The 14,956-nt window shown below is 53.7% G+C and carries 12 protein-coding genes; 7 read left to right on the top strand and 5 right to left on the bottom strand.

Features of this window, described 5'->3' with window-relative positions:
* The first annotated feature begins 404 nt into the window (after positions 1–404).
* Genes ACFFJP_RS14065 through ACFFJP_RS14045 form a run of 5 tightly spaced genes read left to right on the top strand, consistent with a single transcriptional unit; the run spans position 405 to position 6,654 of the window.
* Positions 405–1,961, top strand: coding sequence for a cytochrome ubiquinol oxidase subunit I (locus tag ACFFJP_RS14065; RefSeq protein ID WP_377245204.1), 1,557 nt, complete (start codon positions 405–407; stop codon positions 1,959–1,961).
* 1 nt (position 1,962) lies between these two features.
* Entirely contained in the window at positions 1,963–3,099 is a 1,137-nt protein-coding gene (gene cydB / locus ACFFJP_RS14060) for a cytochrome d ubiquinol oxidase subunit II (RefSeq protein ID WP_377245201.1), read from the top strand.
* Between the two features lie 15 nt (positions 3,100–3,114).
* Entirely contained in the window at positions 3,115–3,228 is a 114-nt protein-coding gene (gene cydX / locus ACFFJP_RS14055) for a cytochrome bd-I oxidase subunit CydX (RefSeq protein ID WP_377245198.1), read from the top strand.
* A complete protein-coding gene (cydD, locus tag ACFFJP_RS14050; RefSeq protein ID WP_377245195.1) occupies positions 3,200–4,987 on the top strand; it encodes a thiol reductant ABC exporter subunit CydD in 1,788 nt (595 codons plus the stop codon). Before cydX ends, cydD begins: the two co-directional genes overlap by 29 nt.
* A complete protein-coding gene (locus tag ACFFJP_RS14045; RefSeq protein ID WP_377245192.1) occupies positions 4,984–6,654 on the top strand; it encodes an ATP-binding cassette domain-containing protein in 1,671 nt (556 codons plus the stop codon). The genes cydD and ACFFJP_RS14045 overlap by 4 nt, the downstream gene beginning before the upstream one ends.
* 25 nt (positions 6,655–6,679) lie before the next feature.
* Here the strand turns inward: ACFFJP_RS14045 and ACFFJP_RS14040 are convergent, their stop codons facing one another.
* The gene (locus tag ACFFJP_RS14040) at positions 6,680–8,146 is read right to left on the bottom strand and encodes a methyl-accepting chemotaxis protein (RefSeq protein ID WP_377245189.1); all 1,467 of its coding nucleotides are present in this window, start codon (positions 8,144–8,146) and stop codon (positions 6,680–6,682) included.
* A complete protein-coding gene (locus ACFFJP_RS14035; protein ID WP_377245186.1) occupies positions 8,121–8,702 on the bottom strand; it encodes a PAS domain-containing protein in 582 nt (193 codons plus the stop codon). The genes ACFFJP_RS14040 and ACFFJP_RS14035 overlap by 26 nt, the downstream gene beginning before the upstream one ends.
* 235 nt (positions 8,703–8,937) lie before the next feature.
* Here ACFFJP_RS14035 and ACFFJP_RS14030 point away from each other — a divergent pair, with 235 nt between their 5' ends.
* Entirely contained in the window at positions 8,938–10,749 is a 1,812-nt protein-coding gene (locus ACFFJP_RS14030; protein WP_377245183.1) for a M61 family metallopeptidase, read from the top strand.
* Positions 10,750–10,810: 61 nt separating this feature from the next.
* Here the strand turns inward: ACFFJP_RS14030 and ACFFJP_RS14025 are convergent, their stop codons facing one another.
* The 3 genes from ACFFJP_RS14025 to ACFFJP_RS14015 all read right to left on the bottom strand — a co-directional run bounded on the left by ACFFJP_RS14025 (position 10,811) and on the right by ACFFJP_RS14015 (position 14,058).
* Positions 10,811–11,770 (bottom strand): aspartyl/asparaginyl beta-hydroxylase domain-containing protein, encoded by a 960-nt coding sequence (locus tag ACFFJP_RS14025; protein WP_377245180.1) that lies wholly within the window; start codon positions 11,768–11,770, stop codon positions 10,811–10,813.
* A 190-nt stretch (positions 11,771–11,960) separates the two neighbouring features.
* Positions 11,961–13,385 (bottom strand): heavy metal sensor histidine kinase, encoded by a 1,425-nt coding sequence (locus tag ACFFJP_RS14020; RefSeq protein WP_377245177.1) that lies wholly within the window; start codon positions 13,383–13,385, stop codon positions 11,961–11,963.
* On the bottom strand, positions 13,369–14,058 hold the full coding sequence (locus tag ACFFJP_RS14015; RefSeq protein ID WP_377245174.1) for a heavy metal response regulator transcription factor: 690 nt from the start codon (positions 14,056–14,058) through the stop codon (positions 13,369–13,371). The genes ACFFJP_RS14020 and ACFFJP_RS14015 overlap by 17 nt, the downstream gene beginning before the upstream one ends.
* 238 nt (positions 14,059–14,296) lie before the next feature.
* Between ACFFJP_RS14015 and ACFFJP_RS14010 the strand changes: the two genes are divergently transcribed.
* Complete coding sequence (locus ACFFJP_RS14010; protein ID WP_377245171.1) at positions 14,297–14,752, top strand: thioesterase family protein; 456 nt, start codon at positions 14,297–14,299, stop codon at positions 14,750–14,752.
* Positions 14,753–14,956: the final 204 nt, after the last annotated feature.

The following is a 14,956-nucleotide window of genomic DNA, read 5'->3' as shown; positions in this document are numbered from 1 at the left end:
GACAGCTTGTGCTATGCCAGGTCTGCTGGTTGCCTTTGACCGGAATCGGCAGTGCTTTTTTCGGGTCATTTGCAAAAATATGAAGCTGTTCCAATACTTAGCCACTGTTTGCAGGGATACAGCACTGCTGTGGCAAATTGTCGCAGCACCCGCTTTTACCCCTCGAGTTTGATTCTAATCAAGGTTTAAACCCTGCAAGCGGCGGACAATAGTCTGGCGCTGATTGACTGCATCCCATCGCGTTGCGACAGAACCTCGTTGCAACAGAACCTGGCGGGGGGCAGCGCTGTTGTGATGGCAAATTTGATGTTGATCAATAACCCGGCAGTTAGGCTTCGCTGTTTTGCAAGACAGCTCTTACATTAGTAAGTGATTAAGTAAATTAACCCCACAGGAGACGGTGGATGGATATCGTCGAACTCTCGCGCTTGCAGTTTGCCTTTACGGCAATGTACCACTTCTTATTTGTGCCGCTGACGCTCGGTATGACGTTTTTACTGGCGATCATGGAATCGGTTTATGTGATGACCGGCAAAGAAATTTACCGCGATATGACCAAATTCTGGGGCAAGTTGTTTGCCATCAACTTCGCGCTGGGGGTCACTACCGGTATCGCGATGGAATTCCAGTTCGGTACCAACTGGTCTTATTATTCGCATTATGTCGGCGATATTTTTGGCGCGCCGCTGGCTATTGAAGGCCTGATGGCGTTTTTCCTCGAATCGACGCTGGTTGGTCTGTTTTTCTTCGGTTGGGACCGGTTAAGCAAGGTGCAGCATTTAGCTGTGACCTGGCTGGTGGCCTTAGGCTCTAACCTGTCGGCGCTGTGGATTTTGATTGCCAACGGCTGGATGCAAAACCCGGTCGGTGCCGAATTTAACTATGTAACGATGCGGATGGAAATGACCAGCTTCAGCGAAGTCATTTTTAACCCGGTGGCGCAGGTCAAATTTGTCCATACCGTGTCGGCTGGTTATGTCACAGGCGCGATGTTTGTGCTGGCCATTTCGGCCTGGTACATGCTTAAAGGCCGCGATTTAGCCTTTGCCCGCCGCAGTTTTGCTATTGCCTCGGCCTTTGGTCTGGCGGCGTCTGTGTCGGTGATTGTGCTCGGTGATGAATCCGGTTATGAGCTCGGCGACGTGCAGCGGGTGAAACTGGCAGCGGTGGAAGCGGAATGGGAGACCCATCCGGCGCCGGCGTCTTTTACCGTGATTGGCGTGCCAAACAGCGAAACGCAAACCACTGACTATGCCGTGAAAATTCCCTATGCACTCGGTCTGATTGCGACCCGCTCACTGGATGAACCGGTTAGTGGTCTGAAGGACTTAAAAGAGCAGCATCGCGCCCGTATCGTCAATGGCATTGAAGCCTATCGCTTATTGCGCCTGCTGCGCGGCGGCGATACTTCTGCCGAGACCAAAGCTGCCTTTGACAGTGTGAAAAAAGACTTAGGCTATGGCCTGCTAGTCACCGCTTATGCTGAAGACCCAAGTAAAGCCACGCCAGAGCAAATTCAGGCGGCAGTTGATGGCAGTATTCCGCAGGTGGCACCGATGTTCTGGAGCTTCCGCATCATGGTCGCGGCCGGTTTTGCCATGCTGGTAATTTTTGCCCTGAGTTTCTACTACAGCGCCAAACGACTGGAACGTAAACCAACCTGGTTGTTAAAAGCTGCCCTGTTTGGTCTGCCATTGCCGTGGATCGCCTGTGAAGCCGGCTGGTTTGTGGCGGAATACGGTCGTCAGCCTTGGGCGGTCGGTGAAGTGCTGCCAACCCATATGGCGGCGTCTGGTTTAACCCCGGCCGAGATCTGGACCAGTCTGATCCTGATCACTGTGCTCTATACCATTTTCCTGATTATCGAAGTCTGGCTGATGCAGCATTTTGCCCGCAAAGGCCCGTCCAGCCTGCATACCGGCAAATACGATTTCGAAACCGGCAAAGCGACTGAGGTGTAACATGGATTACGAATTTTTAAGATTTATCTGGTGGTTATTGATTGGCGTGCTGTTTATCGGCTTTGCCATTACCGACGGTTTTGATATGGGCGTCGGTGCTTTGTTAAAAGTGGTCGGTAAAAACGACATGGAGCGGCGGGTGATGATTAATGCCGTCGCGCCGCACTGGGACGGTAATCAGGTCTGGCTCATCACCGCCGGTGGCGCCTTGTTTGCTGCCTGGCCGCCGGTCTATGCCACCGCATTCAGTGGTTTTTATCTGGCGATGATGCTGACGCTTGCTGCACTTTTTATGCGTCCGATTGGCTTTGACTACCGCTCGAAGCTGGAAAATCCGGCTTGGCGCAGCAACTGGGACTGGGCGCTGACCTTTGGCTCGGCCGTGCCACCAATCATTTTTGGTGTGGCCTTTGGTAATTTGCTACAAGGCGTGCCGTTCCATTTTGACGAACTGCTGCGTATCAAATATACCGGTAGCTTCTTTGCACTGTTAAACCCATTTGCGTTGTTGGTGGGCGTGCTGAGCTTGCTGATGTTTGTTAGTCAAGGCGCGGCTTACCTGCAGATGAAAACCGAAGGCGACATCCTGAAACGCAGTCAAACAGTGGGGTTGATTGCCGGTTTGGGTGCTGCAGCGTTGTTTGTGCTGGCCGGTGTTTGGCTCAATGCCGGCATTGATGGTTATGTGGTGACCAGCGCTTTGGATAGCAATGCGATTAATAACGCCGTCAGCAAAACGGTGGAAGTGCGCAGTGGTGCCTGGTTGCAGAACTATGCCAGTTATCCGCTGCTGTGGCTGGCACCGGTATTAGGCGTAGCTGCATTTGCGCTGAGCGGCCTGCTAAGCAAAGCTGGTAAAGGCGCGCTGGCATTCCTGCTGACTTCATTAGGTCAGGCCGGCGTGATCCTGACCTGTGGCATCTCGATGTTCCCGTTTGTCATGCCGTCCAGCTCGATGCCGAACCACAGTCTGACCATGTGGGATGCAACATCCAGTGAGCTGACATTAAAAATTATGTTCTTTGTTGCCTGTGTGTTTGTGCCTATTGTGCTCGGTTATACCATCTGGAGTTACATCAAGATGTTTGGCCGGCTCAATGAGCAGCAGATCCGTGACAACAGCCATTCTTTATATTAAAAAAAGGACAACATCATGTGGTATTTCGCCTGGATTTTAGGAGTATTACTGGCCTGTTCTTTTGGCATCATCAATGCGATGTGGCTGGAATTGAACGGTTATGCGGAAGAGGAGCAAGGCGCTGACTAAGCCTGTTCTGAATAACGCCCGGCCTTTATTGCAGCAGTGGCTGAAGCCTCATCGGCCGAGGCTACTGCTGGCTGTGTTTGCAGCGGCACTGTCAGTGCCGCTGTTGCTTTGGCAAATGTGGTGTCTGGCCTTGTTGGCCGATGCCATGCTGGCTGCTGCTCTGCCGGCCGCAGCGCTTTTAACTGAAACGCCTGCGCCAATATTTCCATTTGCATTGTTGTGGCAGTTTGCGCTGGCTTTTGTGCTGCGCCAGCTATGCCTGCTGCTTCGTGATTTACTGACCCAACAAAGCAGCCGTTTAGTGCGGGCTGATCTGCGCCAGCAGCTGTTAAACAAGCTGGCGGCGCAAGGCCCGGCGCGGCAACGCTTTGGCAGTGACGGCTTTTTATCGACCTTGCTGACCGAACAAATCGATGCGCTGGATGGCTATATCAGCCGCTATTGGCCGCAATTATTTCTGGTGATCTGGACACCCCTGCTCATAGCTTTGGTGGTGTGCTGGCACAGCCTGCTGGCCGGTTTGTTATTGCTGGTCACCGCTCCATTGGTGCCACTTTTTATGATTCTGGTTGGCCGCGAGGCCAGTAAAGCCAGTAGTGAAAAACTGGCAGAACTGGGCCGGATGGGCGCACGACTCTGGCAATTTCTGCAAGGCTTGTCGCTGCTCCGCCGGCTCAACGCGATCCCGCAGGCGACCGCGCAGCTGGAGCATGCCACAGAACGCTATCGGCAAAGCTCATTACAGGTGCTGCGACTGGCGTTTTTGTCGACTGCAGTGCTGGAATTATTTGCCTCACTGGCCATCGCGCTGGTGGCGTTGTATTTAGGCCTCGGGCTGCTGGGCGAGTTACCCTGGGCCAAAGGCGAGGTGCCGGTCGCTTTTGCGCCGGCGTTTTTTATCTTGTTACTGGCGCCGGAGTTTTATCAGCCGCTGCGCCAGCTCGGCGCTGATTATCATGCCAAAGCGCAGGCTGAAGCCGCAGCGCTGGCGCTTAAACCTTTGTGGTTACTGCCGTCATTACCGATGCAACAGGCAAGCAGTCCAGGATCTAAGACTTTATCCTCAGCATCTTTGCCGGCAGAAAATACGCCACTGATCCAAGTGCAGCAGGTCCGGCTTGGCAGTGACTTGCAGCCGCGGCTGTTGATCCCAGAATTACAAATCAAGGCTGGTGAGCGCTTGCTACTACAAGGCGACAGCGGCAGTGGCAAATCTTCGTTATTACAATTACTGGCCGGTTTTGCTGACTTTTACGGCAACTACCAGTTTGCCGGAAAGCCCGTTGATACGGCGGACCGGCCAATGCTGTGGTCGCAGCTCAGTTATTTGACGCAAACCCCGGAATTGTTCGCCGGCACTGTCGCTGAGAATTTGCGGATGGCGGCACCTTTAGCCACTGATGCCGTGTTGACCGCTGCGTTGCAGCAGGTCGGGCTATTGGCTGAACTTGGCGCGGCTACTGCGCTTGACTATCGCTTGGGGGAAGCCGGGCAAGGCTTATCCGGTGGACAGCAGCAGCGGCTGTGTCTGGCGCGGCTGTTGCTGGCGGATCGGGACTTATGGTTACTGGATGAACCTTTTGCCGAGTTAGATCAGGACACTGCGGCTGAGTTAGCGGTGTTGCTGGCACGGCTGAGCACAGGCCGTACGTTGCTCATTGCCAGTCATCAGTGGCAGCAGCTGAGTTTCCTGGATGGCGCTTTGTTGTTACAGCAGGGGCAGGTCATCGGTCGGCAGCCACTGGGGGATGTCGGATGAAGCAACCAACACACCGACAGATCCGTTTACGGGATCTGTGGCTGGCTCACAAAGCAGGCTGGAGTTTAAGCTTCAGTTTGGGCGTGCTGACGGTGTTTGCCACTGTGGCGCTGTTGGCCTGGTCTGGTTGGTTTATCAGTGCTGCTGCGGCAGCCGGGGTGGGTGCCAGTTTTAATTATTTAAGACCAGGCGCTTTGATCCGGCTGTTTGCCATCATGCGTACCGCCGGTCGTTATGGCGAACGGGTGTTGTCGCATGCCCTGGTGCTGCGTTTGCTGGCAGTGCTGCGGGTGCAGGTGTTTGTCTCTCTTGCTCACCAAAACGGGGCTCAGCAAACCGGTCACAGCGTGTTGGCCGGTGGCGACCGTTTACAGCGGTTGATTGCCGATATTGATGTGCTGGACCAGCTGCCGCTGCGGCTGCTAAATCCACTAGGTTATGCCAGCTTACTGAGTGCGGCGTTCTTGTTGCTGCTACTGTTCATGTTACCCGGCGCCTTCTGGCCGGTCTTCGGGGTGTTATTGCTGTTGGCGCTGGCGATTGTCGTTGTCTCCCGCCAAGGCGCACGTGGGCCGGTGCAGCAAGCAGCCACTGAAGTACAGTTGCAAGGGCAACGGCGTGGCCTGCTGCTGGAAAACCTGCAGTTGCTGACCACCTTGTTAACCACTGGTCATTGGCAACAGCGCGAACAGCAGTTTATCCGGCTGGATCAACAGGTACTGCATCTACAGCAGAACCAGCAATATGGCCAGCTGGCGGCGCAGTTGCTGTTGCAGTGCCTGATGTTGGCGGGCCTTGCCGCTTTATGCTGGCCGATGCTAGCGGCGCTGCTTGCTGAGCAGCCGTTTCCGCTTGAAGTGCCACTATGGCTTGGCCTGGTACTCGCATGGCTGGGGCTGTCCGAACTGTTATTTCCGCTGTTACTACTACCACAAAGTTATGGTCAGCTCAGAGCCGCGCAGCAGCGCTGCAATGCCCTGGCAACGCCGGTCTGTTCATCGCCGGATCTCGCTGCGGCTGAGCCGTCTGATCTTTGCCAAGGCGTGACGCTGGATATCCGGCAGTTGCAGTTTGGCTTCCAACAGCCACTCGGCGAGGTCAGTGCAAGCTTTCAACAAGGTGACGTGGTGCTGTTAAAAGGCCCGTCCGGCAGTGGCAAAAGTTGTTTGCTGCAAACGCTGGCGGCAGAAATACCCGCTTTAACGGGCTCCATATTGTTGCAAGGGCTGACACTTGAGCAATGGCCCACCGCAGCTCGGTATCAACAGCTTGGTTATCTGCCACAGCGGCCTTATCTGTTTGGCTTGTCGGTGGCAGCGGATTTGCGCCTCGCCAAACCAGCGGCGAGTGACGAAGAACTATTGCAGGTACTGACATTGGTTGGCTTAGATGACTGGCTGGCGCGGCAAAGTCAGGGCTTGCTGACCGTGCTCGGTGATTACGGCGTGGGCTTATCCGGTGGTGAATTAAAACGGTTTGCGCTGGCGCGCTTACTGCTACAAAAACCAGCGGTATTGCTGCTCGACGAACCCTTCGCCGGCCTGCAACAACAGCTGGCGCAGCAACTGTTGCAGCGATTGGCGGCCTTTCAACAGCATGGCATGTTGATCATCGCCAGCCATCAGCAACAGCAGGATAAGGTGTTTAACCAGACCTTGTGTCTTTAGAAGCACAAGGTCTGTGAAGGACTGTTTAGTGGTGAGCGTCAAATTCAGCCTGTGCTTCCTGCTGCAGTGCATTCAAACCAACAAACACCGCCTGACTGGCACTTTCCATATTGCTGTAACAGCTCAGAATATGTTCCTGCACTGCAGACTCGCGTTGCCAGTCCAAATCAATTGAATCGAGCATCTGATGCACACTGTGATGAACTTGCTGATGAGGTTGCTCCAGTGCACGGTAGCTCGGGAGGTGGCCAAATAAAGCAAGGCCGTCAGCCTGATACCATTTACCCATCCGGCAGTGCTGATGGTCGACTTTGACGGCGGTGGCTTCCTGGCTTTGAGTGCCGGCATTAAAGGCGGCATAGGCATTTTGCTTGTAGACAATATGATCAACTTTGACCAGCGAAGTGAAGGTGGTAATACGGGCTTTTTGCACTTGTTGCTGCGCTTGTTCTGCATTGACGGCCAAAGCCACGAAGCTTTGCTGCAGTGAATCCAGTTGCTGCATCATGATGCCGGCGCTGTCATTGAGTTGCTGCTGATGATGCAAAATGCCCTCACTTTGACGCTGGAACTGACCAACTACCTGATTGATATCCCCGGTTGCTTTTTTGGTATGTTCGGCCAGCGTTTTTACCTCTTGCGCAACCACGGCAAAACCGCGGCCATGTCCACCGGCCCGAGCTGCTTCAATAGCGGCATTCAGCGCCAGCAGATTGGTTTGGTCGGCTATATTGCCAATCAGGTCCAGGATGCCATTGATTTGCGCACCCATTGCGTTGAGCGCTATCACTGCGTCCCGGCTTTGTTCAGTTCGTTGTTTATTAACCGCAAAGCTCTGCAGCACTTGCTGAATCGTCTGACTGCTATCGGTTGCCCGCTCTGCGGTTGCCGTTGCGATCTGGCCTATCTGGACAATTTGGTCAGTGATTTGTGACAAATCCTGCTGGGTCATATGCAGATTGCCCTTGGTATTCACTGCATTCATCGACTGCATGGATGACAGCAGGCGATTTTTCACCACGTTGCGGTAGTTCTGCTCTACGTGTTCTATGGCTTTGTTGATATCGATTAAGGACTGGTGAAAACCGCCACACATACCGTCCGACTGAGCTGGCCGGCCAAAACGTTCCTGTTCGACGCGGGCAAAAGTGGTGCCGACCTCGCGGAAATAAGTCTCCAGCTGGTCAAACATTTCATTGACCTCCCAGGCGACCTGGCCGACTTCGCCCATGTTCGGCACTTTTGTAATGCGGGCACTAAAATCGCCGTCGCGGGCGTTTTTCAAAATATCGCGGATTTGCTGCAGCACGCCCAGCGGCACCGCCACGCGCCGAAATGCCAGGAAACTGGCGATCACCGTCAGTCCGTACAGCCCCCAGGACACAAACCACGGCACAGCCGGGATACTGTTGAGTGCCAGGATTAGGAGTAAAATCAGATTAAAGCTGACCAGCAGCAATGCAAACTTAGAGCCCCAGAACAAATTTTTCATAGCTGCCAAAGTCCTGTTCAATCATTTGAATTAACCACCGCATCGATTGTTCGCCACGGTCTGCCGGATGTTGTTGTTCGATTTGCCGCATATGCTGGTAAATCGGCATGACCTTGTCGACAGCGGCTCGTTTGGGTTTGCGCCGACAGGAAAAATAACCGGTATGACGGCGTTGCCCGTTGAATATCGGCGACACATTGGCAAAGACCCAATAGTTATCGCCGTTTTTCGCTCTGTTATTGACGTACGCAAAGCATTCTTCACCGGCGGCGATTTGCTGCCACATAAATTTAAATAAGCCTTTGGGCATGTCGGGATGGCGCACAATATTCTGCGGCTGGCCCAGTAATTCGGCCTCAGGGTAGCCGGAGATCTGCATAAAAGTGCGGTTGGCATAACTGATGATGCCGTTCAGATCAGTTTTGGTAACGATAAAGGATTCGTCGTCCAGACTGACCTCCCGACCGGTCAATGGCGATTTTTGCTGCATAAATGGTGGTTCTCCCTGCTTGGCATGACAGGACGGCGGCGCTTCCCAGCCTGCTAAAGCTGTCATCTGTGTAGTGGTGGTGCAGTTTGTGCCGAAAGTGTAGAGGAATTAAATTCTGAGGTGGTTGCTATTCCCCAAAGACCTGATGCAGATCAAGGGCTTCAAACATTTTCTTCGTTGCGACCAATCACAGCTCAGTCCGTTTAAATGCTTTGCGGCACAGGCCCGCGCTGTGATTAACTGGCTTTCACGCATTGCAATATCCTGCCACTGCTGGCCGGTCGTTGATCTAGGGAGCTTCATGATGTTATTGAATCGTTGTACGCTGGCATTGTTCTTGGCGGGTCTGATGGGCCCGGCGCTGGCCGACAGCCATTATCAGTTCGATTTGGCTGGCCACGATCGCCATCAGGTGGCCATCAGCGCGCGTTTTGTCGCGCCAGATGCCTCGCCTTTGCTGCTGCAGATGTCTTCCGCGTCACCAGGCCGTTATGCGAGGCATGACTTTGCCAAGAATATCTATGCGCTCAAAGCGCTGGATGGTCAGGGCAATCCATTGGTGCTCCAGCGACTGTCACCGACCAGCTGGCAGGTCAGTGGGCATCAGGGTGAAGTACAGGTGAGTTACTTGTTGTTTGGCAATCACGCCGACGGTACTTATAACCAGATCGACAGTCGCCATGCGCACCTGAATATGCCGGCATCGCTGTTGTTTGCGCCGTCGCTGCGGGCAAAACCGGCCACAGTCAGTCTCAAAGCGCTACCGGCCGGCTGGCGTGCGGCCACTCAGCTGTATCCACAGCCGGACGGTACACTGACCGCACCCCAGCTGGATTATCTGATGGATAGTCCGCTCGAGATCAGTGAGCACCAGCTGCTGAGTTTTAGCCAGCCCTCTGCCGGCAAAACCTATCAGATTGAACTGGCACTGCATCATGCCGGGACTGCCGAAGAAGCCAAAGTGCTGTTAGAAAAAACTCAGGCGGTGGTACGTCAGCAGCAGGCGATTTTTGGCGAGCTGCCGGATTTTGCCAACCAGCGTTACACCTTTATCGCCGACTACCTGCCGGGTGTCGATGGTGATGGCATGGAACATCGTAATTCAACAGTAGTGACCAGCGAGAGCTCGCTGGCGCAGGCCGAGTTCAGCCAGATTGAAACTATCTCCCACGAGTTTTTCCATGCCTGGAATGTCGAACGGATCCGGCCGAAAAACCTGGAGCCGTTTGACTACAGCCAAACCAATATGAGCGATGCATTATGGTTTGCCGAAGGTTTTACCAACTATTACGGCAAGCTTGCGCTCAAACGCAGCAGTCACTTTGATTTGGATACCTATCTGGAGAAAGTGGAAAAACCACTGAACCAGACGTTGCAAACGCCGGCGCGGCGTTGGTCCGGTCCGGCCGCTGTCAGTCAACAGGCGGTATTTGTTGATGCCGGTGTCGCCGTCGATAAAACCAACTATGGCAACCATTTCCTGTCGTATTACACCTATGGCGAAGTGGTGGCGCTGGCGCTGGATTTAACGTTGCGCACCCAGTACAACAGCGACCTCGATGCGTTGATGCAACTGATGTGGCAACGCTTTGGCAAACCGGAACAACCTTATCAGCTGGCGGATATTCAGCAAGCATTGGCCGAAGTCAGTGGTGATACTGAGTTTGCCGCCGCGTTTTTCCGCGACAGTATTCAGGGACCGGCATTACCGGATTTTACCGCGTTGTTTGCGCAAATGGGCTTGACGCTAAGCCCGGCCAAACCTGACAAAGCCTGGTTGGGGCCGTTGCTGCTGAATACTTTCGGTGATGCGGTGCAGGTGCAATCTGTGTCGCGTGATGGCAGTCCATGGGCCAGTGCCGGGATCACGGATGGCGATTTGTTGTTGCAGTTAGGAGCAGTCCGGTTGCGCACGGCAGAGGATATTGATACGGCGCTGAAAGCAGCTCGGCCCGGTGATGTGCTGGCACTGAAGTTCCGTCGCTTTGACCAGGACCAGAGCGTCAATATCACAGTCGCTGCCGATCCAACGTTACAGCTGAGCCTGGACAATAAAGCCAGCCGCGCCAGTGTGAAGCGACGCGATGCCTGGCTGGGCACGAAAAAGCTTTAGAGCGTATTAATGACAACAGGCCGGTTTAAAACCGGCCTGTTGTCGCTGAGATTCGACGGGGTCAAATCACGCTGGCAACCACCTGATAAATACCATGCAGCAGCAGATAAAACAGCACCAGCAGTGTGGTGTTCAGGCTGTATTTCACCACTTTGTATAAGCGTGGATTGGTTTTTTTCATGGTTTTGCCTTGGCCCAGCAGTGGCGACACTTTGGCAAACAAGGCACTGGCTTTACCCACTTTATCTTCTGCCGTGTTCGGCACGACGGTGGTTCGCACCAGAAAACCATAAAAGAAATTGAACAACCGGCCTGGCCAGTACATGGGGCGTTCGATGTCACACATCAGGATCAAACGATACTTGTCGGTGTCGTTCCGGACAAAATGCGGGAAAGTTTCGTCAAAAATAAAGGCTTCACCATCGCGCCAGTGCGCGGCTTTACCGTCCACGTTGATAAAGCAATCCGGCGAATTCGGTACCATCAGGCCAAAGTGGTAACGCAGAGAACAGGCGAGCGGGTCCGAATGAATAGTGAGCTGGGAATTCGGCGGCAGAATTGAAAACATGGCGCCTTTAATTTCCGGTACTTGCTGCAGAATAGCCAGCGTTTGTGGACAGCTCTTTTTTGCACTTTCATGCTGATAGCCGTACCAGCACAGATAAAACTTACTCCATCCGTACTTGAAAAAGGTACGAAAACCAACGTCGTAATAACCTGGGCTGCCAGGTTCATTGGTCTGGCAAAAGGCTTTGTTTTCAAACAGCGCTTTGGCTTCCGCCAGAATGACCGGGTAATTCTGTTGGATCAGATGCAGATTTTTATATTGGGCGGGGTCAATGTAAGCACCTTGTGCTTTGCGTTTGGTAAACAGATACAACACGCAGTTAAATGGGGCGAAAATCGGCCAGCTCTTGCGTAAATACTGACTAAAACTTTGATATCGGGCGTCGCCGCGCAGCTGGTACACATAGAACATGGAAGCGGAAAACCAGCAGACGATAAATAGCGTGAACAGCATAAAAAATCCCTGTTGTTATTCTTATTTGTGACGATACGTGCAGCGCTGGCAGGAGGATCGTCCGGATTTATTTTCGTGGTGGATCTGGCCTTTCAGTTCAGCACAAAGCTGTTGCATTGTAATGACAGCGTTGGACAAAGGCCCGATAGCCTTAACTTTGCCGCAAGCAGGGCCATCTGTCCAGCATGATTCATTGTGGCCAGTGCAGCACAAATTCGGTTTGTGCCTGATTGGGTTCCTGACTGTTTTTTAAAACGGAACTGGCGTTAATTTGGGCGCCATGCAGTTCGACAATGGATTTCACCATCGCAAGGCCAAGACCGGCGCCTTCACTGTGGCGTTGTCGGGATGGATCGGCGCGGTAAAAACGTTCAAATAGACGCGGCAAGTGTTCAGCTGCGATGACAAGCCCTTGATTGATAACTCGAATGTCTACCTGAGTGATCTCAGAGGTCACCTTGATCCGGACAGTGCTGTGCGCAGCGGCGTGACGGATGGCGTTAGATAACAAGTTCGACAACGCGCGTTGCAGCATCAGCTTGTCAGCGTCGATGGTCAGCGCCGGACCTTCGTATTGCAGCTGGACATTTTTTTCATCGGCGATCACATCAAAAAACTCAAATAACTGCTGACACATCGACGCGAGATCCACCGGCTCCAGCTGCAATTTATGCAGGCCATGCTCAGTTTTCGCCAGCCACAGCATGTCGCTGACCATCCTGGCCAGTCGCTCCTGCTCCTCCAGATTGGAATACAACAATTCGCGGTATTCTTCGAGGCTGCGTTCTTTGCTGAGGCTGACCTGGGTCTGAGTGATCAGGTTACTGAGTGGCGTGCGCAGTTCATGGGCGATATCGGCAGAAAACTCTGACAAGCGGGCAAACCCTTGCTGCAGATTTTCAATCATCTGATTAAAACTCTGCACCAGCTCGGCCAGTTCCACTGGTACCTGACTGGGTTCCAGCCGCACATGTAAGCGTTCTGCGCTGATTTGACGGATGTCATTACTGAGGTGGCGCAGTGGTAATAAACCCTGGCGCACACCAAACCAGGCCGCCAGTAAAATCAGCGCGACTGCGGCGGCAATGGTTAACCATAAAGTCCAGCGCAGCAGATGCAGGTAATGCAGGTGAAATTCCATTTCCATCGCCACTGCAATGCGAAGGCCGTTGGGCCCCTGCAAAATGGCACCGCGATAGGTGTGTTCTGCTTGTTGCCAGCTGACTAAATCGGCTGGCGTGATTTGTTCCACCGCGCGGGTCAAGCGAAACAATGGCGTCAGATCGGCGCCGTCGGCACTAAGTGCTGGTTTTTCAGTGGCATCCAGCACCAGGTAATAGGTTTGATGATGACCGGTCAACACCTGATGCAGGCTGGCATGATGTTGCTGCGGGCCTAACGTCGGGTCCTGCAAGGTATGCAAGACCGAGTGGGCTACCGCCTGCAACTCTCCGGCATCCTGTTCGGCAAAATGCGCTTCAATTGAATTTTGTAGCATCGTTGCCAGCAGTGCGGCGCAAAGCAACACGGCCAGCGCGACAAATAGCAGTACCCGGCTGGCCATGGCTAAAGGCCGTGTTGGCGTTGATGTTTGCTGTTCAGCAGGCGTCGTCATCCGGCACCTCCAGCTTGTAGCCCATGCCACGCACCGTGTGAATGAGTTTCAGCACATGGTCGTCGTCGACTTTGCTGCGTAGCCGCCGCACAGCGACATCAATCACGTTGGTGTCAGAATCAAAGTTCATATCCCAGACCTGGCTGGCGATGAGGGTGCGGGGCAGCACTTCACCGGCACGGCGCAACATCAATTCCAGCAAAGCGAATTCTTTCGGCGTCAGATTGAGCTTTTTACCGGCCCGGCTGGCGCGGCGTTTCGCCACCTCGAGGACTAAATCTGCCGCCTGCAACCGGTCTGATTGCGGTGCGAGCTGACCACGTCGCAGCAAAGTGCGGGCTCTGGCCAGTAGTTCATTAAAGGCAAAAGGCTTGACCAGATAGTCGTCGGCACCAAGCTCCAATCCACGCACCCGGTCGTCAACCGTATCGAGAGCGCTCAGCAGTAAGACCGGTGTGTGGCGTTCGGCTTGTCGTAGGGCTTTGACGATGCGTAAACCATCGACGTCCGGCAGCATTACATCGAGAATAATCAGGTCAAAGTCTTCTGTCATCGCAAGGTGATGGCCATCAAGGCCATTGCGGCATAAGGTCGGATTAAACCCGGCTTCGATAAACCCCTGTTTCAGGTAATCACCGGTTTTCATTTCATCTTCGACGATCAATAAACGCATTGTGACTCTCTTCAGACAATGGCGGCGGCCACCAGATACAGCTCAGCATAACAGCTTAAGATGGCCTGATGCAGCCGACAACCAGATGACTGCCGGATGACAATGTTGTCATCTTGCCACTGCGATGAGAGGGATGGTCTCTGACGGAGCGCTTTACAGCGACGCTGCCGCACAGTAATTTAACTGCTCGTACCAGTAAAAGTGTGTCGGGCTTGCATGCAGGCCAACCTGGAGTCTGATGATGCAAACCAACGATTTACTGCCTTTTATCGCTTCGGTATTTCAGCAAATGCCGTTTAATCAGCTGTTGGGTTTGCGTGTGACTGCGTTTTCAGCGGAGCGCGCCGAAGTGCGGTTTCAGTGGAAATCTGATTTGGTAGGCAACCCGGTACAGCAGATTTTGCACGGTGGTGTCATTGCTTCTGTGCTCGACGTGGTCGGCGGCATCATGGCGGTGTCCAGTGCGCTGGTGCGGCTTGATATGACTGATCACAGCCAGCTCGCTGCCAAACTCGGCAAGATGAGCACCATCGACATCCGCACCGACTACCTGCGTCCAGGCCGTGGCGACGAGTTTATCGCCACAGCGCAGGTGATCCGCTCCGGTAATAAAGTGTGTGTCTGTCGGATGGAACTGCACAACAACGAAGGCCTGCACATAGCCCTCGGCACCGGGACATACTTAGTTGGGTAAAAACGGCAACAGGCAACCTGCGTTGCCTTTGCCTTTGCCTTTGCCTTTGCCTTTGCCTTCGCCTCTGGCGAAGGCTGGGGAGTGGTTTCGAGACGCCAAAAATTTGGCTTGCCGCCGACATCATGGCGAATCCGCGCTCCCACGCCATTTTATTGTTGCCCACAATAAACAGTCCGTTGCCCCGGCTTTGGTATCGGTGTGTTC

Origin of the sequence: Rheinheimera tilapiae, from assembly GCF_042432165.1 — a bacterium.
Lineage (GTDB): Bacteria > Pseudomonadota > Gammaproteobacteria > Enterobacterales > Alteromonadaceae > Pararheinheimera > Pararheinheimera tilapiae.
Note: the sequence above shows the minus strand (reverse complement) of the source record. Positions and strands in the feature narration are given on the sequence as shown.

Coding starts and splice junctions, on each gene's coding strand:
- ACFFJP_RS14065 (WP_377245204.1), top strand. CDS start 405: ATGGATATCGTCGAACTCTCGCGCTTGCAGTTTGCCTTTACGGCAATG.
- cydB (WP_377245201.1), top strand. CDS start 1,963: ATGGATTACGAATTTTTAAGATTTATCTGGTGGTTATTGATTGGCGTG.
- cydX (WP_377245198.1), top strand. CDS start 3,115: ATGTGGTATTTCGCCTGGATTTTAGGAGTATTACTGGCCTGTTCTTTT.
- cydD (WP_377245195.1), top strand. CDS start 3,200: ATGCGGAAGAGGAGCAAGGCGCTGACTAAGCCTGTTCTGAATAACGCC.
- ACFFJP_RS14045 (WP_377245192.1), top strand. CDS start 4,984: ATGAAGCAACCAACACACCGACAGATCCGTTTACGGGATCTGTGGCTG.
- ACFFJP_RS14040 (WP_377245189.1), bottom strand. CDS start 8,146: ATGAAAAATTTGTTCTGGGGCTCTAAGTTTGCATTGCTGCTGGTCAGC.
- ACFFJP_RS14035 (WP_377245186.1), bottom strand. CDS start 8,702: ATGACAGCTTTAGCAGGCTGGGAAGCGCCGCCGTCCTGTCATGCCAAG.
- ACFFJP_RS14030 (WP_377245183.1), top strand. CDS start 8,938: ATGATGTTATTGAATCGTTGTACGCTGGCATTGTTCTTGGCGGGTCTG.
- ACFFJP_RS14025 (WP_377245180.1), bottom strand. CDS start 11,770: ATGCTGTTCACGCTATTTATCGTCTGCTGGTTTTCCGCTTCCATGTTC.
- ACFFJP_RS14020 (WP_377245177.1), bottom strand. CDS start 13,385: ATGACGACGCCTGCTGAACAGCAAACATCAACGCCAACACGGCCTTTA.
- ACFFJP_RS14015 (WP_377245174.1), bottom strand. CDS start 14,058: ATGCGTTTATTGATCGTCGAAGATGAAATGAAAACCGGTGATTACCTG.
- ACFFJP_RS14010 (WP_377245171.1), top strand. CDS start 14,297: ATGATGCAAACCAACGATTTACTGCCTTTTATCGCTTCGGTATTTCAG.